This is a genomic window from Paenibacillus sp. PAMC21692 (assembly GCF_014303795.1).
Taxonomy (GTDB): Bacteria; Bacillota; Bacilli; order Paenibacillales; family Paenibacillaceae; genus Pristimantibacillus; species Pristimantibacillus agaridevorans.
Genome location: NZ_CP060293.1, coordinates 1,938,607 through 1,960,847, shown reverse-complemented (window position 1 = coordinate 1,960,847; position 22,241 = coordinate 1,938,607). Strand labels below are relative to the sequence as shown.

Genomic DNA, 22,241 nt, shown 5'->3' with positions numbered 1-22,241 from the left:
TGTCTGAAAACCCGCTCAGGGGCATCTTTCACCGCCTTTCCGCCCCCTGCTTCGTCACTTTTGCTTGAAGTACCCCCGGTACGCCTTCACAAAAGTTCCTTGCATGGAACGAAAATTCGGCAAAATCTGCTCCCCTCGGAGTATTCAGACACGCCCTAGAAATTTCGCTGCAAATAAACAGGAATTAACCGCGCCGGAGGCGAATGTCTATGGAACAAAAAATGGAACAACAAGCGGAAGGAATGAGGTGAGCCCTCGTGAACGATGATAGACGGCCCGCCGGAGCCTTTAAGGAAGAGCTGACCCCTGAGCAATTATTGAAGGTGATCTTCGAATTTACGGCAAAAATCGCAACCGCCGACCGGCTCGAATCCGTGTTGATTCTTATGGCCGACATGGGTCGCGAAATGATCGTGGCAGACCGCTGCGCAGTCTGGTTGATAGACGAAGAACGCCGGGAGTTGTTTACCGTCGTCGCCCATGGAGGAGGGGAGATCCGCATCCCTTACGGGAGCGGACTGGTCGGAACCGCCATCAGCGAAGATCAATCGATCATCATCGACGACGCCTACGAGGATCCGCGCCACAACTCGGATAACGACAAGCGTACCGGCTATCGCACCAAGGCGATTATGACGATTCCGTTCCGCAATAATGAAGGCCGGGTCATCGGCGCTTATCAGGCCGTGAACAAGCTGACCGAGTCGGGCGTCTTCTCGGACAAGGATATGGAATATCTGTCGCTTGCCGCTTCGTATTCCGGCAAATCGCTGGAAGCGTTTATGCTGCGTGAGGAAATCGTGGAGACGCAGCGGGAAATTATTTTTTCCATGGGGGAGATCGGGGAGAGCCGTTCGAAGGAAACGGGCAGCCATGTCAGGCGAGTGGCTCAATATTCGTATTGGCTGGCGCTCGGCCTCGGCATGAGCGAGAGGGAAGCGGCTCTTTTGCGCGACGCTTCGCCTATGCATGACATCGGCAAGGTCGCCATTCCCGATGCCATCCTGCATAAGCCGGGAGCTCTTACGGACGAGGAATTTGATCAGATCAAAGGGCATACGCTGATCGGTCACCAATTGCTTCGGCATTCCAAGCGCGAACTTCTGCGCGCCGCGTCGATTGTGGCCCTGGAGCATCACGAAAAGTGGGACGGAAGCGGTTATCCGCAGAGGCTTAAAGGCGAGGAGATTCATATCTACGGACGCATTACCGCCGTAGCCGATGTCTTCGACGCTCTAGGCAGCGCCAGGGCGTACAAGCAGGCCTGGGAGCTGGATCGCATTCTGGCGCTGTTCGAGGCGGAGCGCGGCCGCCACTTCGACCCGCGCGTCGTCGACTCGCTTATCGCCCAGTTGCCGCGCATACTGGAGATTCGGGATCAAGAGGCGGAGGTTTAGAGCAAAAGGGGCGGACCAGAAGTCAGTTTTCACTTTTCTGGACAGCCCCTTGTTATGGCTATAAAATTCGAAACATGCTCATGCGGTTGACGATGGTCACCGCTTCGGCGCGCGTCAGCGCATTGTTCGGCCTAAAGGTTCCGTCCTCGTAACCCCAAAGGAACCGTCCGGGTAACCCTGCATCGATTGTCAGGAATAACGATTGTTCATAATAGATACATTGTCGCAAGCAGTCAGCCGGATCGCCGTTCCCGATTCACGGCGTTTCCCCGCACCTGCGATCAGATTGTTCGCGAATATCAAATGCTCCGTGCCGCTTGCATCCAGCAGTGGGGCATCCCGCATGTTGAAACGGTTGTCTTCGATCGCGATGCGGGAATGCACGTACCGACCTCCCTCCGTCGCCGTATTCTCGGGAGACACGGAGATGACGGCCGCATCCGCATGCCCGCATTCGACGAACGTATTGCCCCGAATGGTCAAATCCTTTACGATGCCGGACTCGTACCAGCTTCCGGCGTCGCATGCGACCTGAACGACGGACATGGTCATTCGCTCGAAGAGATTCCCCTCGATGAGCGACCTCCTGCGCGTCGTCAGCAGAACTCCGCGAGTCGGAATGCGGGCCATTCGGTTGCCCACGATTTCTACTTCCGGCGTCCAGCTTACATTTTCTATGGCATCGCCGATGCGTAATTGCTCCGGCACGCTTCTGTCGAGTTTAATCCGCATGACGCGCGGATCTACGAGCTCCGCTTCAACCACGACGGCTTCCGCGTAGGACATTAGCGACTCGGAACGAACGAATTCAATCTCGTCCCCCGCGCCGAAAGCGGCAAATCCATACGTTTGCGGATGCATGAACCTGAGCAGTACCTCATCCGGGGAAGGTTGTCCCACAACGCGCAGATACGTCCCGTGTACGTTGATTACGTCGTCGTGCGCGCCGACAAATCGGCTGTTCGCCACCCGGATCAGCCCGCGGCAGCCCGACACGTGAATGCAGTCGGCGAAAGCCGCGACGGTGCGCCCCGTCTCTTGCCGCGGGGCGATCTCCAAGCGCTCAAAGAACACATCCTCGCTGAATTGGCAGACCAGTCCCAGCCCGTGCATGAAATGAACGCCCACGTCGCTCCATTCGACCTTGCGGCTCCGAATCACAAGCGCGCCAACCTGGTCGCGGATGCCGTCTCTGGATTGGAAGACGCGCCCGACTGCCGTCTGCGGCAGCTGACCGTCGGCGAAGTACAGTCTTAGGCAACCGTGCTCCCTCTCATCGACCCTCGTCGCGGCAACGACAAAATTATCGATGCGCCACGTTGTATTCGTTAGCGGATCGTATTCTTGCATGGGGCCGTCCCGGAAACGCCACCCTTCGCCCTGCCAGATCAGACAGCCGTTCTTCAGCTCGTAACGGCTGTCCCTATGGACAACGGTGTCAAGGAAGTTGTCGCCGATTCGTTCGACGGTCATTTCCGTCACGGTCGGCCGCTCGTAATCCAGACGCAGATTCCGGATGGTTACTTCCTCGCAGCCATCGACAACGAGCATCGTTTGCTTGCCATGGAATACGAATAAGGAACCATTGCCGTCAAAGGTTACGTTCCTCATGTCCTTCAGATAAATGCCGATTGTCTTGGTCACGTCGGAATTTTCGGTTTCGCTGGCCGTATTGGAAATATAGTACGGCTCCTTGGCGGCATGCTCAGGATACAAATCGTATCTTCCTGGGTCGCATGTCAGCACGACGGGACCCGCGATCCTTGCGGTCTCCTCGATCGCCTTTCGCAGCGCCGTCGCTGCATCCTCTCCCGAATCCGGTTTGATCCCGTAGTCGTTCAGACGAATGACTGTCTGCGTCACACTCATGTTGTGCACCTCTCATTTCAAGAACGTCGGACACTCCACCTGGAAGTGCCCGACATTGATCGTCCCAGTTACCCTTTTACAGACGCATCATAAGTCTTTTGCAAAATCTCGAGATAACGATCGAGCTTCAAGTCTTTCAGCCCTTGCACATAGGCATCCCAGTCTTTATTTAGATCCTTGTTGCCCGTAACGAATTGCAGCGCATTTTGCTCGATGTAGTTGCGGATGTTCGTTTGCAGCATGCCTATCTCGTCGCTGTCGGCCGGATCAACCCAAAGCGACCAGAACGGGAACAGCTCCTTCGGCTCATGGCCTTCGTACAACTTCGTTGCTTCATACAGCTTGCGCTCGTAGTTGGACGGATCGTTAATGTCCGTGCCTTGCACCCAACTGTCGCGGTATTCCTTTGGCATATAGAAGTGAGCCATGCCGGACCAGCCTGCGTTTCTCGGCGCCTCGCCCTCCACGCCCGGAATCGTTTTGACCATAGGCGCTACGCCTTCGCCGAGCGCCGTATCTCCAGGCGCCGGGTCTTCCCAATCGATTCCCTTCATGCCGGAACCGCCGTTCGTTTGTCCTTCAGGCGTAAACATGTAATCGGCAAGCTTGATCAAGGCGATCTGCGCTTCTTCGCTTGCTTTGTTCGTAATGGCAAACTTGCCTCCCGGCGATACGCCGCCGTTGTCATGCGTCGCAAACGACACGTTTGGTCCTTGAAGCGGCGGTACCGGATGGTATTTAGGGAAGCGAGGGCCCGCCATGTCGATAAAGATGGCCGGATGCATGCCTGCGCCGACGCCCAAAATTTCGGCATCCGCGTTTTCGCCGATTTTTTTGAGCGCCTCGGCGTTTTGCGTAAATGCTCCCGGATCGATTAACCCTTCATCGTACAGCGATTTCGCGTAAGCGAGTCCATCTTTCCATTCGGGTTTGATTGCGGCGGATTCTACTTTGCCGCTTGTCATGTTCAAATAGTTTCTGTCGTCATTGTAGACGAACGGATTCATCAGGAACGGAAGGACGCGCACGCCAAACTCTTCTGTCGAGCCGCTTAGTCCCACTTCGTCCGGCTTGCCGTTTCCGTTCGGATCTTCCGTTTTAAACGCTTTCAGAACATGTTTAAATTCTTCCGGCGTAGTCGGCATTTCGAGATTCAGCTTCTCCAGCCATTCCGTGTTGATCCACATTTTGCTCGGGTACGAGCAGTGGAAACATTGCGTGTAAGCGACCAGTCCGTAGATGTTGCCGTCGGGAGCCGTATTCAGCGTTCTTAGATCCGCATTGGTTTCCATGGCGGCTTTAATGTTCGGAGCATGCTTGTCAATCAGATCGTTTAATGGAATGATGACGCCCTGCTTGCCGAATTTCAGCAGATCGGCTTGCGAGAACTGATCGACGTAATGCGTCAGCATGTAGGCATCGGGATAGTCTCCGCTCGCAAGCGAGATTTGACGCTTCTCCTTCGCGCCGTCCGAAGGGATGACTTCGAAGTTGAATTTAATGTTAAACATATCTGAGACATGCTGCGTAAACTTGTTGGTATTGAGATCTATGCCTTGTTCCTGCACGGCAAACACGCTGATCTCCACCGGCTTCGACGGCGTATCTGTTGCCGCACCGGACGAACCACCGTCCGTCGGCGTGCCGTTCGTTCCGGCGTTTTCGTTTTTGCCCGAGCAGGCGGACAGAACCAGCACCAATACGAGTAAGAGCGACATCAAGCTCCAGCTTAACTTTTTCATTTGCATTCTACTCCCCTTTGCGTTCGCAAGTATGATGGAACTTTGTTTCCCCAATTGTTGTCGTAGAGCGTTTCTCCTCCATGCCCCGGACGTTTACATCTCCCTCACCTCCTTATAGTGATGTTCAAAAAGTTCGGTTATCAGTACCGAGAAGATTGGATGAAGCTAGAACCTGAGGAGCGGAGCGTAGCAGCGCTACGTGAGCACCGGAAGGTTCGGCTGAATTCAATATTCGACGTCGAGTAGGCCTCTTGGATTACTTCGTAATGGGAAGCGGACTTTTTGAACTACCTCTATAAGAATTAGCCTTTGATGGAGCCAACAAGCATCCCTTGGACAAAATAACGCTGCACGAACGGGTAAATAATGAGAACCGGCAGCGTCGCCACCACAATCAGCGAATATTTGAGCAGCTCCGCCAGTTGAGCCCTTTGCACCTGAATGCTTATATCCATCGCTCCCGCGCTGTTGTTCTGAATGATGATGCTCCTTAGCACAAGCTGGAGCGGAAACAATTTATCCGACTTCAAATAAATGAGCGCGTCGAAATACGCATTCCATTGCCCAACGGCGTACATGAGGACCAGCACGGCGATAATCGGCTTTGATAGAGGAATAACAACGCTGCCAAGGAATCGCCAATCGCTGCATCCGTCGATCTCGCTCGCTTCGGCCAGCTCATCGGGAATCGTGGACTGGAAGAAAGATCGCGCAATGATCACTTGCCACACCCAGATCGCGTTCGGAATTAACAGGGCCAGCCGGGAATCGATCATGCCGAGCTCCTTCACGACGAGATAAGTCGGGATCAATCCTCCGCCGAACAGCATCGTGAACATCACCAGCATCAGGATGCCTTTGCGGCCAAAAAACGTTTTTCTCGAAAGCGGATAAGCAAGCATGACGGTAAGCGTTACGCTAATGAGCGTCCCCACGGCCATATAAAATAGGGAATTGCCGTAACCCGTCATAATAAGCGGCGTCTTGAATATCGTCTGGAACCCCCTGAACGAAATGTCCACCGGCCAAAGCCACACCTTGCCGGATACGACGGCCGAAGGACTGCTGATCGAGCTGCTGACGATATAGATTAGCGGATACAATACGGCAACGAGCACCAGGCTCAGAATGACGTAGATCGCAAAAACAAAAAGGCGATCTCCGGCCGACTCCCGTATTTTGCGTTTCGGCACTGTTGATGAAAAAGTCATTGATAGTTCCCCCTTGCCTACCAGATACTGTTGTTCGAGATTCGTTTAGCGAAGCTGTTGACCGCAACCAAAAGGATGAGATTAATAACGGAATTAATTAATCCGACCGCCGTTGCAAAGCTGTAGTTGGCATTCAGCAAACCCATGCTGTATACGTAGGTCGCGATGACCTCCGACTTGGGCAGGTTGAGCGAATTTTGCAGCAAATAAATTTTTTCGAAGCCGATCGACATGATGTTGCCTACGTTAAGAATGAGAATAATCGTAATGGTCGGAAGAATGCCGGGCAGGTCGACATGCCAGATTTTCTGGAATCGCGACGCTCCATCCACCTTCGCCGCCTCGTACAACGTCGGATCAATGCCCGCCAAAGCCGCGAGATAGATCACTGCCGCATATCCGGCCGTCTGCCAAATGTCCGACCATACATAGATGGAGCGGAACATGTTCGGCTCGCCCAGGAAATTGATCGGCTCGAAGCCGAAATACTGGAGCGCGATGTTTACGAAACCAAGCCGCGGCGCCAGAAACAACATGATCATGGACACCATGACGACCGTGGAAATAAAATACGGCGCGAAAGTAACCAGCTGAATAAACCGTTTGAAACGGCCATTGCGGATTTCGTTCAGCATAAGCGCGAGCAGGATCGGAATCGGGAACCCGGCCAACAGTTGATAGAAGCTCAGCAGCATCGTGTTCCGCACCAGCGTCCAGAAAATCGGGTTCTCGAAAAACATATTAAAATATTTCAGGCCGACCCATGGGCTCCCCCAGATGCCCTTGATGACGTTGTAATCCTTGAACGCCAGCACCGCGTTGGCCATGGGCACATATTTGAAAATAACAAAAAACAATAGCGGCGGTAAGACGAGCAAGTAGAGCTGCCAATGCCTGCGCAAGCTTTTGGCAAATTGTCTCCCATACCCGTTCTTAGCCGAATAAAAGCCTTTCATCGAGTGGTTTTGTCTTGATGTAGATTGCTGCAGAACGATCCCTCCCCTATGTCTGTTGCGCACGTCGCCCTCTCCCCCGAAAGCGGGAGTCGCGATATTTGGATACGCTTCCATGACCTGATCATAGTGGACTTATGCCGCGTTCTGGAAGGTACACTTAGGTATTTTCCCGTACATTTGCCCCCATTTCGAGAGGGCCAATCCCTTGCTATCCGTACATTTCCGCCTGTACGGGCGGCGTAAACGCTGACGATATGGGCTTTCCGGGGCTTCGCGCGAAGCTGCCCCTCGACGGATGAGCTTACGATCAGTAATGGGTGAAACGGGAAGCTACGTTCGAAGCCGTAGCCCGATTTTCTCGGGCTATAGCATCCAAAGTCGCTCCGATGATCCCTGTAACCCGATTTTCTCGGGCTATTGCATCCAAAGTTACTCTGCTGAGTCCTGTAACCCGATTTTCTCGGGCTATTGCATCCAAAGTTACTCCGATGCGCCCTGTAACCCGATTTTCTCGGGTTATTGCGCTTTGCGGCGCTTCCGGCGATCTTGTAGCCCGATTTTCTCGGGCTATTGCATCCAAAGTTACTCCGATGCGCCCTGTAACCCGATTTTCTCGGGCTATTGCATCCAAAGTCGCTCCAATGCGCCCTGTAACCCGATTTTCTCGGGCTACAGATCCCAAAGTCGCTCCACGGCACCCTCTAACCCGATTTTCTCGGGCTATTGCGCTTTGCGGCGCGTCCGGCGCTCCTGTAGCCCGATTTTCTCGGGCTACAGCATCCAAAGTTACTGCTCAGTCGGCGCTTCGCACAGCTATTCTCCTTCAAAAGCCTAGTCCTCCCCGCTCTGCGCTGAATATCCTACACCATACAGCACTTACAGGCGAAGGAGGGCCTCGCATGGAGATGTGGCAACCGGATTATGAAGGGGTGTTCTTCCTCCAGGACCGTGCAAGCGGGTTTAAGGCGATTATCGCCATCGACAATACAAAATTGGGGCCTGCGCTCGGCGGTTGCAGAATGTGGCAATACGACAACGACGAAGCGGCCATCAACGACGCCTTGAGGCTAGCCAAAGGCATGACCTACAAAAACGCAATCTCCGGGATCCGCTATGGCGGCGGCAAAGCCGTCATTCTATCCCACCCGAAGCAGGGTCCGCGCGACGGACTGCTCCGAATGCTGGGACGATACATCGATCGGTTGCAAGGACATTACATTACCGGCATGGATCTCGGCACGACAGTCGCCGACATGGACCGCATTCGCGAGACAACCTCCTATGTGACCGACGTGTCGGGGTCGCTCGGCGCCGTCAATGATCTTACCGCCACAATGACGGCGTACGGGGTATACCTCGGCATTCGGGCTGCGCTGAAAAGAGTGTTCGGCATGGAATCCGTGCTGGGCCGGACCGTTGCCGTACAGGGGCTGGGCAAGGTCGGCTTCCGGCTATGCCGCTACCTTCACGAGGCTGGTGCCTACCTCGTCGTGACGGACATCGACGAGGCGCGCGTCAAGCAGGCCGCTCTGGAGTTCGGCGCTGCAACCATTACGCCACAAGCTATCTTCGCCGTACCATGCGATGTCTTCGCGCCTTGCGCGCTTGGAGGGATACTGAACGACGACATCCTAAGCCGGCTGGACTGCAGAATCGTGGCAGGCGCTGCGAACAACCAGCTCGCGGAGCCGCGACACGGAGACGAGCTGCGCAAGCTTGGCATTTTGTACGCGCCGGATTACGTTATTAACGCGGGCGGCATCATTGTAACAGGATCTGAGTTAGGCGGAGGAGATGCGGCGGAGGCGAAGCGTAACGTGGAGAACATCTACGGCACGCTTATGAAGGTGTTCCAATCTGCAACCGTCTCGGGATTATCGACAGCAGCCGCAGCGGACAGAATGGCGGAGAATTTATTGAAATAAGCGTATTCGGCTATTGCCATTCTCCAGTTGCAAAAAAAATTACGCGCCGGAGCAACCTCTTTTTCATTGTAAACGTCAGTAAGATAAATAACATTCTGGCAGGAGAGGAGGTTGCCTCATGAAGAAAATCATTGCCCTTATCCTCATGATTGGCAGTTGTCTCACGCTTGCCTCGTTGCCTTCTGTCCAGGCATTAAGTTGCGCCGAACCCGAGCCCGCGGCAGAAGAGCTGGCCCGCAGCTCCGTCGCATTCATGGGGCAGGCTATTACCGCGAACAAGGAAGGGCTGACGATCTTCCAGGTGCAGACAGCGTGGAAAGGCGTAGCCGAATCACGCATCGAAATCTATGACAACGGATGGGATCCGTACGAGCCTGGTCAAACGTATCTCGTATTCGGAGGCGAACGGGAAGGAAAGCTCCGCACTCATCTATGCGGTCGAAGCGGGCTCTGGAACGCGTCAAGAGAGCTCGCCATGAAGGACATCGCTATCCAGCCCATCCCGTTATCAAGTGAGGCAAGCAGGATTGATCAAAGTGCATCGCCCCCGTCGAACTCGAACGCGTTGATTCCCGTGCTAGCCGCCGTCGCAGGTCTGCTCGCCGTCTCAATCGTCGCTATATGGCTCATCCGACTCCGACGCCGGAAGCATCAGTAAATACAACAAAAAAAGACGCATAACCGACAAGTCGGTCATGCGTCCCTCTTATACTCTATTCGGCAAAATGATGATGTCCGATCTTCGCGACAACATCCAAACTGGACCAGAACGCCCCTTTCGACACCTTCGGGTTGAAGAAATAGACGGCTCCCTGCACGTTGTTTTTGCCGTTCAAGGCATCCTTTGCGGCGCGCAGTACGCTTGCGTTCGGCTTCGCCTTGTCGAGCAGCCCGTTATGCGCCGGCGGAAATTGCTTGCCGGAGTAGATAACATCTTTAACGCTGCTTGGGAATCGGGAATCCTTGACGCGGTTCAAAATAACGTTGGCGACGGCAAGCTGGCCTTCGTACGATTCGTAACCTGATTCTACCATCGTAATTTTCGCTAACAGCGTGTAGTCCTGCTCCGTGAACGGCTTGGCTGGTTTATCCAGAACGGAGGGCATGACCACGCGTAGTTTGACGCCGGCCTTGATGGCATCCTTGCTCTTAAGCTCGTTGCGCTGCAGCAGCTCCGCTTCGCTCGTGCCAAAAGCCTTGACCACGTCCGTCAGCGCATTCTCCTCGTTTATGACCGCAGGCTCCACCGTCGTTAACTCGGCGGCCTCTTCCTCTTTGTTCCACTTGACGGTAGCATGCAGAAGCTCGGCTACATGTCGCAGCGGCGCGTACATTCTGCCGTTTTCGATGAACGGCGCGGCATCCAACACATATCGTCCTTCGTTGAAATAGACGACCGGCACGCCATCTCCCAGAACGATTGTATCGCCTAACGCGGTTTCGATCGTAGTCTCCTGATTCACTTTGTCCCAGCTTACCTTCTTGGCGTCGAACAATTGCGCAATGAGCGCTACCGGAAGAAACATTCTCCCGTCCAGCATCATCGGCGCTTCGGACAGCTTCACTTGTTCTCCGTCGAGCTTGATGACGGCGTTCTTATCCGCCTTCGCTCCTTGCGGCGCGGCCGCGGCTGTCAGCGGCATGGCGAGCAGCAGCATGGCCGCCACTATAATATGTATCCATTGTTTATGAAATCGTCTGGCCTTTCCGATCTTGATTACCTCCTAGCAATCGCTTGTGCTGTGCTGCTTGGCTCTAGTCCCCTCAGGCTTCGCCAAATTATAGCACACTCGAAAACGTTTGCAGGATTAACTTTTTTTCAGAATTCATGATCGTCAGGGGGAGATTCGTCTTAATCATTCGTTGCAGAGGGCCATTATATATACAGACAAACACCCGAATTCAACTCATATTCATGGCAAATTGTTTGTCGCCAATCAATAAAAAGCCAATGGTTCGTTTGCCGTTATTGAACACATTCATGGATAAGTAATATACCTTCGAGGTGTCCCAAGGCTCTAGGCGCGACGTTACCTTCTCTAGAATACCTCCCTCGTCCTTGAACGTATAAGTAACGCTGCTATCATAAAAGTCACCGTAAGTTGATTCTTGTCCTCGCGGACTTCCATATTGACTTAATACGTCCCGATAAGGGGTTCCCAGCCCAATTCCCCTAGCTGTCTTATATCTGCCAGTCTCGTTATTGGATGCATTGATAATAAAGCCGACGGCCTTGTTATCTCTATAAAAAATTTCTAGTCCATCGTAATTATACCTTCCCACAAACTCATCGACCGGTTCACCCAGCTGTTTCTCCACGTCTTCCCTCGTCATGCCCAATTGTATGTCTGCGCCGGTTATGGCGTCAGTTATACCGAGATCATCCAAGGTAAGCTCCCCGGGATCGTCGCTTACCCATATAGTCTCCTGATCAGGGTCCCATAGTACTTCCTTGCCCAGCGACTCCCCCACAAACCGAATCGGCACATAGGTGGTCCCTTTATACACAAACCCCTGCTTGTCCGGTGCCGGCTGCCTCTGCTCCCCGTCAATCATGTACTTAATATCCTTAAAGAAAACCTCAATACGGGTCGAGCCGACCGCAGCGTACGCAGCAGTAGCGCTAAGCAGCGCGCAGCAAGCGAAGCCCGCAATAAACGATTTGAACGAAACGCGCATGGAAAGCTGCCTCCAAACTTGTTAAGATGGTTAACGATTATCAAACATTCCCATTTTGTCACGAATGATCCTATTTTTCTATAAAAACTTGTAACGAATTCTTTCCAAGCCAGTCTTATTGTCGTAAGGACGTGAGAATGTGACCGATTTCGAGCAAATCTATGCCGATTACTTCAAGCCCGTCTATGCATTCGTGCTCTCGCTAAGCCGTGATGCCGCCATTGCGGAGGATATTACGCAAGAAACGTTCCTCAAAGCAATGAAGAACATCGATGCGTTTAAGGGCGAATGCAAGATGAGCGTCTGGCTCTGCCAAATCGCCAAAAACAGCTATTTCACCTATGTGGACAAACAGAAGCGGATCTCCCAGGATACCATGCTCGAACGAGCGAACTTACGGAGTCCGAATCTGGAAGACGCCTTGGCGAACAGGGAACAAGCCTATCGCGTTCATCAGGCACTACACCGAATGGACGAGCCTTATAAGGAAGTGTTCACCCTGCGTATATTCGGCGAGCTGTCGTTCGCCCAGATTAGCGGGCTGTTCGGCAAGACGGAAAGCTGGGCCAGGGTCACCTTCTATCGCGCCAAAAAAAGGCTGCTAGCCGAATTGAAGGAGGATTCTCCATGAAGGATGCCACTTGCGACATCGTCAAAGACCTGTTGCCGCTGTACGCCGATGAGGTGTGCAGCCCTGCCAGCCGCCGCTTCGTAGAGGACCATATAACGAAGTGCGACGATTGCCGGATGGCACTCGCCGAGCTGGAAGCGGCGCTGCCGCTATCGCCATCCGTTCTCGAAACGAATGCTCGGGAGGGCTCAGGACTTCGTTCTCTCTCGAAGGTGTGGAGCCGCTCAAAGATGATGGCTTTTATGAAAGGTGCCGTCATTACCGTATCGATCTGCGCTGTATTGGTCTCCGGGTATATCGGGCTGTTCCAATGGAATATCCGCCCCGTGCCGTCGGACATTATTGAGATTACCGACGTGTCCCGCTTATCGGACGGTCGAATCGTCTATCATGTGTCCATAACGGATGAATACGATCTGAACCGGACACGCTCCGAAACCGACGAGAACGGCAACAAGTACGTCATCCCTCTGCGTCCCGTTGTCAAAAAGAAAAAGATCGTAGATGTTGGTCTCTTCAACATGTACTACACCTTCGACGAAGGCGAAAACAACGCCTACCAATCAAACGACGGCAATGGCCGGGAGATCGAAGCCCTCTACTTCGGTAGTAAAAAGGATTCCGTGCTCGTCTGGAAGAAAGGCATGGAGCTGCCTCCGGCCAACGCAGAGGTGGAGGCTAACTTCGCCCAGTAAAAACATGCATGAAGAGAATGCACTTGAATCAAGGTGAAACGATTGTCGCCGTCCTTTGGCGGCGCAGTAAGTTTCATTCCGAGAAATAGAGATCAAGTATAGAAGTAATTTTAAGGGGCTGTCCGAGAAGTGGCCTTTTAAGGTAGCCCCGTTGTCTTTATGGCTCGATTATATGGGTAGGATTGTATACAAAATTCAACAAAAGTGGCTTCATACATACTCCACCAGTTAGGCGGGCTCCTGGCCAAACGTGTATGAAAATTCATACACAATTCACCAAACAGGCCGGCTCCTGGCCAACGTGTATGATAATTCATACACAATCCACCAAACAGGCCGGCTCCTGGCCAAACGTGTATGAAAATTCATACATAATCCACCAAACAGGCCGGCTCCTGGGCCAAACGTGTATGAAAATTCATACACAATTCACCAAATAGGCCGGCTCTTGGCCTAAACGGTTATCCAATAAATCAGTGAAAACGGAATGCTGGATGGCCCGTTTTGGTTAGATGTTAAGTGGCAGGCATCCCCTCGCCACTTTCCCGAAAAAGTAGGTTCACAAAAAAGTTGGACGGAAGTGTTTCCGCCCAACTTTTTATTTTGGAGACTTATTGGACAACCTCTTTTCCATTTCCCGTATATACATCTGTCGGCCCCTCAAATTCAGTCTCAAGACCGAGGAGCTCAAACAGAGTACGCCATATACTGTTTATAACACATACAGTTAATGAGACAAGGAGTGAAGCCGAATGACAACTTATGCTATCCATGTACGAGGGCTTTGCAAATCGTACAAAAACAAAAGCGTTCTGAACGGACTCGACCTCTCCGTACCCTCGGGGACCATCTTCGCGCTGCTGGGGCCGAACGGCGCAGGCAAAACAACGTTAATCCGCATCCTCTCCACGCTGGCTTTCCATGATGCCGGTTCCGCAAGCGTAGCGGGCCACGACGTGATCCGCGACCGCAAGGAGGTAAAGCGCTCCATCAGCTTGACAGGCCAGTTCGCGGCTGTCGACGAAGTGCTGACCGGCGAAGAGAACCTGATGATGATGTGCCGATTATCCGGATTATCCGGTGCGGAAGCCCGCAAAAGAACAAACGAGCTGCTAAAGCAATTCCAGCTGCAAGAAGCGGCCGGCAAACGAGCCAAAACCTACTCAGGGGGCATGCGCCGCCGCCTGGATCTCGCGCTCAGTCTTGTCGCCAAGCGCTCCGTCCTGTTCCTTGACGAGCCGACGACGGGGCTGGATACGATCAGCCGCCGCGCCCTGTGGGAGATGATTCTGGCGCTCAAGCAGCAAGGCATTACGATTCTGCTCACGACGCAGTACCTGGAAGAAGCCGACGAGTTAGCCGATCGAATCGCCGTTATTCACGGCGGACATATCGTGGCCGAGGGCACCTCGGAAGAGCTGAAGGCCAGGGTCGGCGGAGAAGTCATCGAATTGCGCGACGGCAACGACGAGCTCTTAACCTCCATTCCAACGACCGGAGGTCTCGCCGACATCCGTCAGACCATAAACGAGCTCGTCGGCCTCTATCCGCCCGACACCCGGATCGGGATCCGCAAGCCTAGCATGGACGATGTTTTCCTCGCGCTTACGCAAGGGCCGGCAGAAACGGCGAGCAAGGAGGTATCCGCAGGATGAGAACGCTATGGACGACCAACATCGTATTTATCGGGCGCAGCCTGCGCCACAGCATTCGCAATGTCGAGGCTCTGCTCATGGCCATTATGCTGCCCATATTCCTTATGCTGCTCTTTACTTATGTATTCGGCGGAGCTATCTCCTCCGGCGGCGATTACGTCAATTATGTCGTTCCCGGCATCATTTTGTTATGCGCCGGCTTCGGCGCTTCCAGTACCGCCGTCGACGTAGCGACCGACATGACAAATGGCATCATCGACCGCTTTCGGACGATGCCGATCCAGGCAACGGCCGTCATAACGGGTCACGTCGCGGCCAGCCTCGCGCGCAATCTCGTCGCCACCTGCATCGTGATCGGCGTCGCGTTGCTCGTCGGCTTCGAACCCAGCGCAAGCTTCGTGGAGTGGCTGCTCGCAGTGGGACTCGTCGCTTTATTCATTCTGACGTTCACTTGGCTGTTCGCGGCGATCGGTCTCGTAACCGGCAGTCCGGCGGCCGCGAGCGGCTACGGCTTCGCGCTGCTGTTCCTCCCTTACCTGTCCAGCGCGTTCGTGCCGACGGAGACGATGCCTTCGTGGCTGCAGGGGTTCGCGAACCACCAGCCCATCACGCCCGTCATCGAGACCATCCGAAGTCTGCTATCCGGCAACCCTGCCTCCGATCACGGCTGGCAAGCTCTCCTCTGGTGCGGCGGAATATTGGCCGGCGCCATGATCTGGGGCGCCATTGCATTCGCCCGGAAATCCAGGGAGTAACGCACACAACAAGACATACAATTCGATTCACAAAAAATGGATCGAGGATACGCGGTTCCGGCTTGAACGCTGCGAATAACACTTATCGCTCCGGATTGTAATTGAGCAATAATGCTCAATTTTGCGAGCCGAACTCTCCTCAGAACGGCAAATTGTGCAAATATACACAAATCTCATCCGCAAAAGGAGATTTTTGTTCATTGTCGAGACGGATTTGTGTATATACGATCAATTTCTCTGTTTTCCAGTGTATGCGGGTGAAAATTTGTGTATATAGGTACAATTGTCGCGGGCCGCGACCATAAGTAGTCGGACGACATATTCAGCGAAACGTGCGGAGAGATTATGAGCAAACTCATATGCTTTCCTATACGTCAGGGCGAAACGGCTACGCCGTCCTTTGGCGGCGCGGCGAAGCGCGGTGCGTTGCATTCCAAGAAATAGAGAGACAGCATGGCGAATCGAATGCTCTCCTCTATTTCAAAAATCACTCACGCGTCCTTCCCGGAGAGGAAGGGGCGATGAGTGATTTTTTGTTCGAAGCCATGTTCAGGCTCCATTATGTCAGCTTTCGCTTCATCTCGATATATTGCTCGATGCCGTCCAGGATGCGCTCCAGTCCGAAATCCAGATCGTCCTTGATAGGGTTGTCCGCTTCGTCCGTATACGCTCCCGACATGACGAGGGGATGCAGATATGGGAACTGCTCCGGCCTGATGAGCTCTTGCAGCGCGGCCGTATAATTTCGGCCATGGAAGCTGTCCATGGAGCCCTTTTCCTTCACCACAAGCGCGACGTCGCGCTCGATCATGCCGCAAGCTCTGGAGTAGCTGCTGACGAGCAGCAGGAATGACATTTTCTCAAAATCGTTGACGGGAAAATCCCTCATAATGCGCATCATCCAGTCGAGGATACGGAGGTTATGAGGCATAAGCGGCAAACTCTCGAAAGGAATATCCGCATACCATGGATGCTCGCGGAATACCGCAACGGACAGTGCCACGTATTCCTTCATCCGGTCCCGCCATGACTCCCCGTTCCGCTCCTCCGGGATAGGGAAGTCGCAGACCGCGTCCTGCATAAGCAGAAGGAGATCGTTTTTGCTTGCGATGTATCGATACAGCGACATCGTCGTGTACCCGAGCGACTGGGCCACCCGGCTCATCGACACCGCCGCAAGCCCTTCTTCGTCGGCAATGGCAATCGCCGCTTGCACGATCTGGGGAACGCTTAGCTCCCCCTTTGGCCCTCTGCGTCCCTTCCTCGTAATGCCCCAGCTCAACTTCACGCTGTCCGGCAGCACTTTCAGCTTCTCATCCCTCTCGTTCTCTTCATTCCGTGTCATCGTGACCTTTTTCACCGCCGTCGTCCGCTATTTGTGTATTTGATATACAGTATAGCATACAGGGCGAGGGAGGCAACGTCTCAAGCACAGCGGAATCAGTCCCCGCCGCCGGAGCCCGGAAGCACAAGCTCGAACCCCGTCTCGCTGTCTCCGCAGCCCGAGAGCGTATAGACCGTCCCTTGCTCCGTTTCCTGCGCCTCGATTCCATCGCAGAAGTCCGTTCTGTCCACCGGCGTTCCATATGCATCATGCGTATTGTCGTACCTGAGTCTGAGCGAATCACCGTTATTAATCAGATTACGAAAGATTGGATCGCCCTCTTTGGTATAGTTGACGACCTGAATGTCGGCCAGTTCTCCACTCTCTACAAGATCGACAAAAGAAAGCCAATGTTCCGCATTCCGAACTCCTCCGGACAGCTCGGCTACGACATCTCCGTTCTCGGCAGCCTTGTCGGCATCATAACCGATGCCCCAGATCAGCTCCACAAGCTCCTTCGTCGACTTCTCCGTCAGCGTGTACCCTGTTCCCGTGTCGCTCACATACGTAAACATGCCGCGATTGCTCCGCTGGTCCAGCCACAAGTGAATTTGCTTGCGCTTGCCGTTCCGGTCGATGACGACGTCGTAATCCGGGAAGTCGATATCCAGTTGCCCTCTCATTTTATCCCCCGTCTGAATCGCCTTGGCGAAGGCCTCTATTTCCTTCTTCCCGTCGAATATGCCGTATGGCTTGTCGTTTACGCGGGCGAATTCGATGGATCGGGAGACGACAACCCGATCGGCTTGAACGCCCCCCGGCTCGCCCGACGGTGTCCCGGAAGATTTCCCGCTGCATCCCGCCGACAGAATCGAGATGAACATCATGCTGACGGTCAGGAACATCATGTATTTGATTCTTCGCACAATACAACCCCCTTTATGTAGATCCCTAATCTCTTTGACGACGCTGGAGGGCGAAAAGGTGCATCACTTCCATATTTGGCGTTGCACAAACCCGCTGCTTGCTCATTCCTGCTCCATGCACCTATGCGGCCAAGTGCGCAAAAAACCGCCGCCCGAGTCCAAACTCGTGCGGCGGTTCCTTTTTGTATGCGGTGCATGGAGCCCACCCGGCTCCGGCATAAACCGAAAAATATTATTCGTACCAGTAGCCCTTATGGCCTTTCTCGATACGCATCAACGCTTCCATATAGTAATAGTCGCCCCAGATCATGTAGTCGTCCGGGGAGTGGCCTCCGCGCACGCTGTAAGAGCCGCGCTCAAGCAGCCCTTGCGCATCCGGCTTGCCTACCGTGGAGTATCCTTCTGCAAGTCCCTTCATCGTCTGCTCCAGACCATTCTCGAGGGTTGCGCGATCCTCATGATCCGCTGGCAATACCTTGAGCAGTTCCAGAATGCCGCATGCCGTGATGGCCGAAGCCGAGCTGTCGCGTTTCGTCTCCGCGTTAACGGGGGCGTCGAAGTCCCAGTATACGACAAGATCTTCCGGCAGACGCTCCAGGAAATATTTCGCCAACCGAATGGAAGTCTCGAGATACTGCTCGTTTTTGGTATAGTGGTAGGATAACGCAAAACCGTAGATGCCCCATGCCTGTCCGCGCGTCCACGTCGAGCCGTCCTTATAGCCCTGATGCGTGCCTCCGCGCAGCGCGTCGCCCGTCTCCTGATCGAAGTAGAACGTATGATACGAGGAATCGTCTCCGCGAACGAGGAAACGGCGGCTTTGTTCCGCATGCGCTACGGCAACGTCGTAATATTTCTGTTCTCCTGTTACCTTGTGCGCCCAGTAGAGCAGCGGCAAGTTCATCAGACAGTCGATAATGATCCGACCGCCGTTATCCGGATCTCCCTTCGGCCCCCAGGCCTGGATGATGCCGATCTCCGGACGCCAGCGCCCCATTAGCACATCCGCTGCTTCGATCGTCAGCTGCTTCGCCTCTTCGTCGCCTTCAATCATCCACTGCGCCTTCGACGATAGAGAGTACAGGAAGCCGATATCGTGATGATCCAGCGCAATATTGTTGTCGAGGCGCTTCCTGAAGCTGGCCACCGTACGGCGAGCCGCTTCCTTGAAGCTCTCGTCTCCGGAATATTCGTAACAGAGCCATAGCAGGCCCGACCAGAAGCCGTCCGTCCAATCCGTATTATCATTAAGCAGGTATTGATCGTTCAAGCTGACATGCGGGAATAAATCGCCGTAACGCTCGATGTTTTGTTTCGTTTTCTGTACCACGTCATCCATAATTTGCTGCCACATGCGCATCCCTCTTCCCATTGGTTTCTACCTATGAGGATACCAGATGTTGCGTTGCGACAGTTCAGTTGTCTTGTGATAGACTATAGTTAAATTGCGATTAATATTCGCCGGACAAATCTTAACAAGGAAGGAGAACGATATGAGCCGCATCTCTTTCGTCGATTTTCAGGAGGCGCCTATCCACGCCAATCTGCATCGGGAGGCGGAGCCTGGCTACCGGGGCTACTTTCATTACCATCAAGGCATCGAGCTGCTATACGTCCACGAAGGGGAAGGCAGCGTCGTGCTCGATCAAACGGTTTACACCATCGAGCCCGGTACCTTGTTCCTCTTTCAGCCCTATCAGCTTCATTATGTGAAAGCGCTGACGGATCACTCGCCCTACACCCGCTCCATCGTGCACTTCGAGCCTAATGCGGTGGCTGGCACGCTCCAACCCTTCGGCAGTCTGGCCGCCGGACTAAGGCGCATTTGGAAGGATCGATTGACGACGCATGTGTTCCGCGACTTCTCCAGCCGCCATCCCGTGGAGCCGCTCCTCCTCTATTATTATTCTCTGTTAGAGAAGGCGACCCCGGAGGGCCGCCATATGATGCATGCCGCCTTGCTTATGCAGCTGCTCGTCTTTCTGGAGAGCGAAGGCGCTTATCCTCAGGACAGGTTGCCATCCGCCTCCCGCTCCGCCTCGCATACCGAAGCTATCCTGGAGTGGATCGAGCAGCACTATCACGAGCCGTTCCAGCTGGAGAAGCTTGCAAGCGACCTGCACCTGTCCAAGTATCATGTCTCCCATCTGTTCCGGGAGGAGACGGGCCATACGGTGACCGACTATGTGCTGGCCCGCCGCGTACAAGAGGCCTGCCTGCTGCTCGCCTCCACCGATCTGTCTATCGAGGCGGTCGGAGTACGGGTGGGCTGGCCCATCCCGTCCCACTTCTCCAGCCAGTTCCGCAAGTGGGTGGACAGCACGCCGTCGCAATATCGCAGCAAGCAGGCCAAGCTGTTGGCTTCGAGGCAAAATATGCCGACTTGACGGTTCTATGGGCAGCCAGGACGAGAGGACAAGAGGACGCCGGGGGCTTTCCCAAAAGTATTCCCAAATCATGCGAACATTTTTGGGGCAGCCTCTTTTAGGATAACCGTTCAGGACTTCCGTTTAGTCCGTTCAGAATGTCCAATCAGGACTTCCTTTCAGGGTTTCCGTTCAGTCCGTTCAGGACCTCCTCCCTCGAACCTGCTCGCTCGCCATCGCGATAAACGACTCTACGTCGTATTCCCGCTGATTCTTGTCTCCGCGCTCCCGAACCTGCAAGCTTCCCCCGGCTTGCTCCTTGTCGCCGACAACGGCGAAGAACGGAATTTTGGCCAGGCCGGCTTCGCGCATGCGGTAGCCCAGCTTCTCGTTACGCTTGTCGACTTCGGCTCTAATGCCGGCTGCCGCAAGCTTCTCGCGCAGCTCCGACGCATAGACCTCGTGCGCGCCCGCCACAGGCAGCAGCATCACTTGAACCGGCGCCAGCCATAGGGGAAACGCCCCCGCGTAATGCTCGATCAGTATGCCGAGGAACCGGTCAATGGAGCCGTATACGGCGCGGTGGATCACAATCGGCGTCCGCTTTTCGTTCCGCTCGTCGATATACGACAAGCCGAATTTCCCGGGCATCTGGAAGTCGAGCTGCACCGTGCCGCATTGATGGCTGCGGCCTAGCGCATCCTTAATGTGGAAGTCGATCTTCGGTCCGTAGAACGCCCCGTCGCCGGCATTTACTACATAAGGCGCTTGGGCCGCCTCAAGCGCTCTGCGCAGCCCCGCTTCCGCCAGTTCCCACTGCTCGTCGCTGCCCATGGAATGCTGCGGCCTTGTCGACAGCTCCAGGCTGTACGCGAAGCCAAACAGCTCGTAGACGGACTGGATCAGCTCGATTGTCCGCAGGATCTCCTCCTCGACCTGATCCGGCCGCACGAACAGATGCGCATCGTCCTGGCAGAATGTCCTCACGCGGAACAGGCCGTTCAGCGCTCCGCTGTATTCGTAACGATGCACCTGGCCGAACTCCGCGTACCGGATGGGCAGTTCCTTGTACGAGTGGCGTTTTCTCTTGAACATCAGCATATGTCCCGGGCAATTCATCGGCTTGACCGCTACCTGCGTGTTGTCCAGCTCCGAGAAATACATATTCTCGCGGTAATGCTCGAAGTGGCCGGACTGCTCCCACATGGCCCGGTCCATGATGAAAGGCGTCCGCACCTCTTCGTATCCGAACTTCTGCAGAAATTCCCGTGCCAGACGCTCCAGCTCATTCCGAAGGATCGTCCCTTTGGGCAGATAAAACGGCATGCCCGTGGCCTCGTCCGCGAACATAAACAGCTCCAGCTGCTTGCCGAGCTTGCGATGATCGCGTTGCTGCGCCTCCTCCTGCCAGATCAGATACGACTCCAGCTCCTCCGCGCTTTCGAATGCAACGCCGTAGATCCGCTGCAGGACCGCATTGCCGCTGTCGCCTTGCCAATACGCGCCAGCCACGCTTAGCAGCCTGAACGACACTTCCGCGCTCTCTGCATCATTCGGCGGCATTCCCTCTTCAAGTAGCAGATCCAGGTAGGCATCCCGTTTCAGCAGCAGGACCTCATCCTCATCCTGGTCCTCGTCCTTGTCCGCCTCGCGAAGTAGTTCCACCTTCCAGAGCTCTCCCTTCTCCTCGAACAGACGCTGCGCCTCCGCGCGCGATAGCCGCATTACGCTTCGTCGCGACGATTCCGCCGCAACGCTTCTCATCTCCTCCTGTATGGCCGCCAGCTCGGCGGATGTTGGAACGGATGACTCCCCCGAAAAATCAAAGTCATAATAGAAACCCTGATTCACCAGGCCGCCCATGCCTAGCTTGGCCTCCGGATATATTCGCCTTACCGCCTCCGCGAGCAGCAGGGCCGCTGCCCTTCCCGCTTGCTCCGATCGTTGTTCATGCTTGCTCATCGTCTTCATCTCCTTATTTTTATTGGTTCGGAAAAAATGAGAAAAACTCTTATCGGTCGGTTGCCTTTGAGGATGAGCGACCGCGTTTAGATGAAGTTTTTATCGCCAAATTTCGGTTTTGATTTCCCATTAACTTGTTCTTCTATTG

The 22,241-nt window shown here is 54.3% G+C and carries 19 protein-coding genes; 8 read left to right on the top strand and 11 right to left on the bottom strand.

Features of this window, described 5'->3' with window-relative positions:
- The first annotated feature begins 257 nt into the window (after nucleotides 1–257).
- The gene (locus H7F31_RS07905) at nucleotides 258–1,397 is read left to right on the top strand and encodes an HD domain-containing phosphohydrolase (RefSeq protein WP_187103689.1); all 1,140 of its coding nucleotides are present in this window, start codon (nucleotides 258–260) and stop codon (nucleotides 1,395–1,397) included.
- 58 nt (nucleotides 1,398–1,455) lie between these two features.
- Here H7F31_RS07905 and H7F31_RS34555 read toward each other — a convergent pair whose 3' ends face one another.
- From H7F31_RS34555 to H7F31_RS07880, 5 genes are all read right to left on the bottom strand, one after another.
- Nucleotides 1,456–1,626, bottom strand: a complete 171-nt coding sequence (locus H7F31_RS34555) for an S-layer homology domain-containing protein (RefSeq protein ID WP_187103688.1) — start codon at nucleotides 1,624–1,626, stop codon at nucleotides 1,456–1,458.
- Entirely contained in the window at nucleotides 1,587–3,266 is a 1,680-nt protein-coding gene (locus H7F31_RS07895) for an alpha-1,3-galactosidase-related protein (protein WP_187103687.1), read from the bottom strand. Before H7F31_RS07895 ends, H7F31_RS34555 begins: the two co-directional genes overlap by 40 nt.
- 68 nt (nucleotides 3,267–3,334) lie before the next feature.
- A complete protein-coding gene (locus tag H7F31_RS07890; RefSeq protein WP_187103686.1) occupies nucleotides 3,335–5,008 on the bottom strand; it encodes an extracellular solute-binding protein in 1,674 nt (557 codons plus the stop codon).
- A gap of 302 nt (nucleotides 5,009–5,310) precedes the next feature.
- A complete protein-coding gene (locus H7F31_RS07885) occupies nucleotides 5,311–6,219 on the bottom strand; it encodes a carbohydrate ABC transporter permease (protein WP_187103685.1) in 909 nt (302 codons plus the stop codon).
- A 17-nt stretch (nucleotides 6,220–6,236) separates the two neighbouring features.
- Nucleotides 6,237–7,175, bottom strand: coding sequence for an ABC transporter permease (locus H7F31_RS07880; RefSeq protein ID WP_187105256.1), 939 nt, complete (start codon nucleotides 7,173–7,175; stop codon nucleotides 6,237–6,239).
- Nucleotides 7,176–8,074: 899 nt separating this feature from the next.
- Between H7F31_RS07880 and H7F31_RS07875 the strand changes: the two genes are divergently transcribed.
- Both H7F31_RS07875 and H7F31_RS07870 read left to right on the top strand, forming a co-directional pair.
- Nucleotides 8,075–9,100, top strand: coding sequence for a Leu/Phe/Val dehydrogenase (locus H7F31_RS07875; RefSeq protein WP_187103684.1), 1,026 nt, complete (start codon nucleotides 8,075–8,077; stop codon nucleotides 9,098–9,100).
- Nucleotides 9,101–9,218: 118 nt separating this feature from the next.
- The gene (locus tag H7F31_RS07870) at nucleotides 9,219–9,758 is read left to right on the top strand and encodes a hypothetical protein (RefSeq protein ID WP_187103683.1); all 540 of its coding nucleotides are present in this window, start codon (nucleotides 9,219–9,221) and stop codon (nucleotides 9,756–9,758) included.
- Nucleotides 9,759–9,813: 55 nt separating this feature from the next.
- Here H7F31_RS07870 and H7F31_RS07865 read toward each other — a convergent pair whose 3' ends face one another.
- Nucleotides 9,814–10,758 (bottom strand): cell wall hydrolase, encoded by a 945-nt coding sequence (locus H7F31_RS07865; protein WP_187105255.1) that lies wholly within the window; start codon nucleotides 10,756–10,758, stop codon nucleotides 9,814–9,816.
- 244 nt (nucleotides 10,759–11,002) lie between these two features.
- Nucleotides 11,003–11,779 (bottom strand): stalk domain-containing protein, encoded by a 777-nt coding sequence (locus H7F31_RS07860; protein WP_187103682.1) that lies wholly within the window; start codon nucleotides 11,777–11,779, stop codon nucleotides 11,003–11,005.
- A gap of 139 nt (nucleotides 11,780–11,918) precedes the next feature.
- On the opposite strand from H7F31_RS07860, the gene H7F31_RS07855 reads away from it, so the two are divergent.
- From H7F31_RS07855 to H7F31_RS07840, 4 genes are all read left to right on the top strand, one after another.
- Nucleotides 11,919–12,410 (top strand): RNA polymerase sigma factor, encoded by a 492-nt coding sequence (locus tag H7F31_RS07855; RefSeq protein WP_187103681.1) that lies wholly within the window; start codon nucleotides 11,919–11,921, stop codon nucleotides 12,408–12,410.
- A complete protein-coding gene (locus tag H7F31_RS07850) occupies nucleotides 12,407–13,105 on the top strand; it encodes a zf-HC2 domain-containing protein (RefSeq protein WP_187103680.1) in 699 nt (232 codons plus the stop codon). Before H7F31_RS07855 ends, H7F31_RS07850 begins: the two co-directional genes overlap by 4 nt.
- 752 nt (nucleotides 13,106–13,857) lie before the next feature.
- On the top strand, nucleotides 13,858–14,760 hold the full coding sequence (locus tag H7F31_RS07845) for an ATP-binding cassette domain-containing protein (protein WP_187103679.1): 903 nt from the start codon (nucleotides 13,858–13,860) through the stop codon (nucleotides 14,758–14,760).
- The gene (locus H7F31_RS07840; RefSeq protein ID WP_187103678.1) at nucleotides 14,757–15,515 is read left to right on the top strand and encodes an ABC transporter permease; all 759 of its coding nucleotides are present in this window, start codon (nucleotides 14,757–14,759) and stop codon (nucleotides 15,513–15,515) included. The genes H7F31_RS07845 and H7F31_RS07840 overlap by 4 nt, the downstream gene beginning before the upstream one ends.
- Nucleotides 15,516–16,074: 559 nt before the next feature.
- On the opposite strand, the gene H7F31_RS07835 is transcribed toward H7F31_RS07840, so the two are convergent.
- The 3 genes from H7F31_RS07835 to H7F31_RS07825 form a co-directional block, all read right to left on the bottom strand.
- Complete coding sequence (locus tag H7F31_RS07835; RefSeq protein ID WP_187103677.1) at nucleotides 16,075–16,860, bottom strand: TetR/AcrR family transcriptional regulator; 786 nt, start codon at nucleotides 16,858–16,860, stop codon at nucleotides 16,075–16,077.
- Between the two features lie 95 nt (nucleotides 16,861–16,955).
- Nucleotides 16,956–17,765 carry a YhfM domain-containing protein gene (locus H7F31_RS07830; RefSeq protein WP_187103676.1) on the bottom strand — a complete coding sequence of 270 codons (810 nt, stop codon included), beginning with the start codon at nucleotides 17,763–17,765 and terminating at the stop codon, nucleotides 16,956–16,958.
- Nucleotides 17,766–17,997: 232 nt separating this feature from the next.
- The gene (locus tag H7F31_RS07825; RefSeq protein ID WP_187105254.1) at nucleotides 17,998–19,125 is read right to left on the bottom strand and encodes a glycoside hydrolase family 88 protein; all 1,128 of its coding nucleotides are present in this window, start codon (nucleotides 19,123–19,125) and stop codon (nucleotides 17,998–18,000) included.
- A gap of 133 nt (nucleotides 19,126–19,258) precedes the next feature.
- Here H7F31_RS07825 and H7F31_RS07820 point away from each other — a divergent pair, with 133 nt between their 5' ends.
- On the top strand, nucleotides 19,259–20,152 hold the full coding sequence (locus H7F31_RS07820; protein WP_187103675.1) for an AraC family transcriptional regulator: 894 nt from the start codon (nucleotides 19,259–19,261) through the stop codon (nucleotides 20,150–20,152).
- A 180-nt stretch (nucleotides 20,153–20,332) separates the two neighbouring features.
- Here the strand turns inward: H7F31_RS07820 and thrS are convergent, their stop codons facing one another.
- Nucleotides 20,333–22,093: a threonine--tRNA ligase gene (gene thrS / locus H7F31_RS07815; protein WP_187103674.1), complete on the bottom strand. Its 1,761-nt coding sequence runs from the start codon at nucleotides 22,091–22,093 to the stop codon at nucleotides 20,333–20,335.
- Nucleotides 22,094–22,241 lie beyond the last annotated feature (148 nt).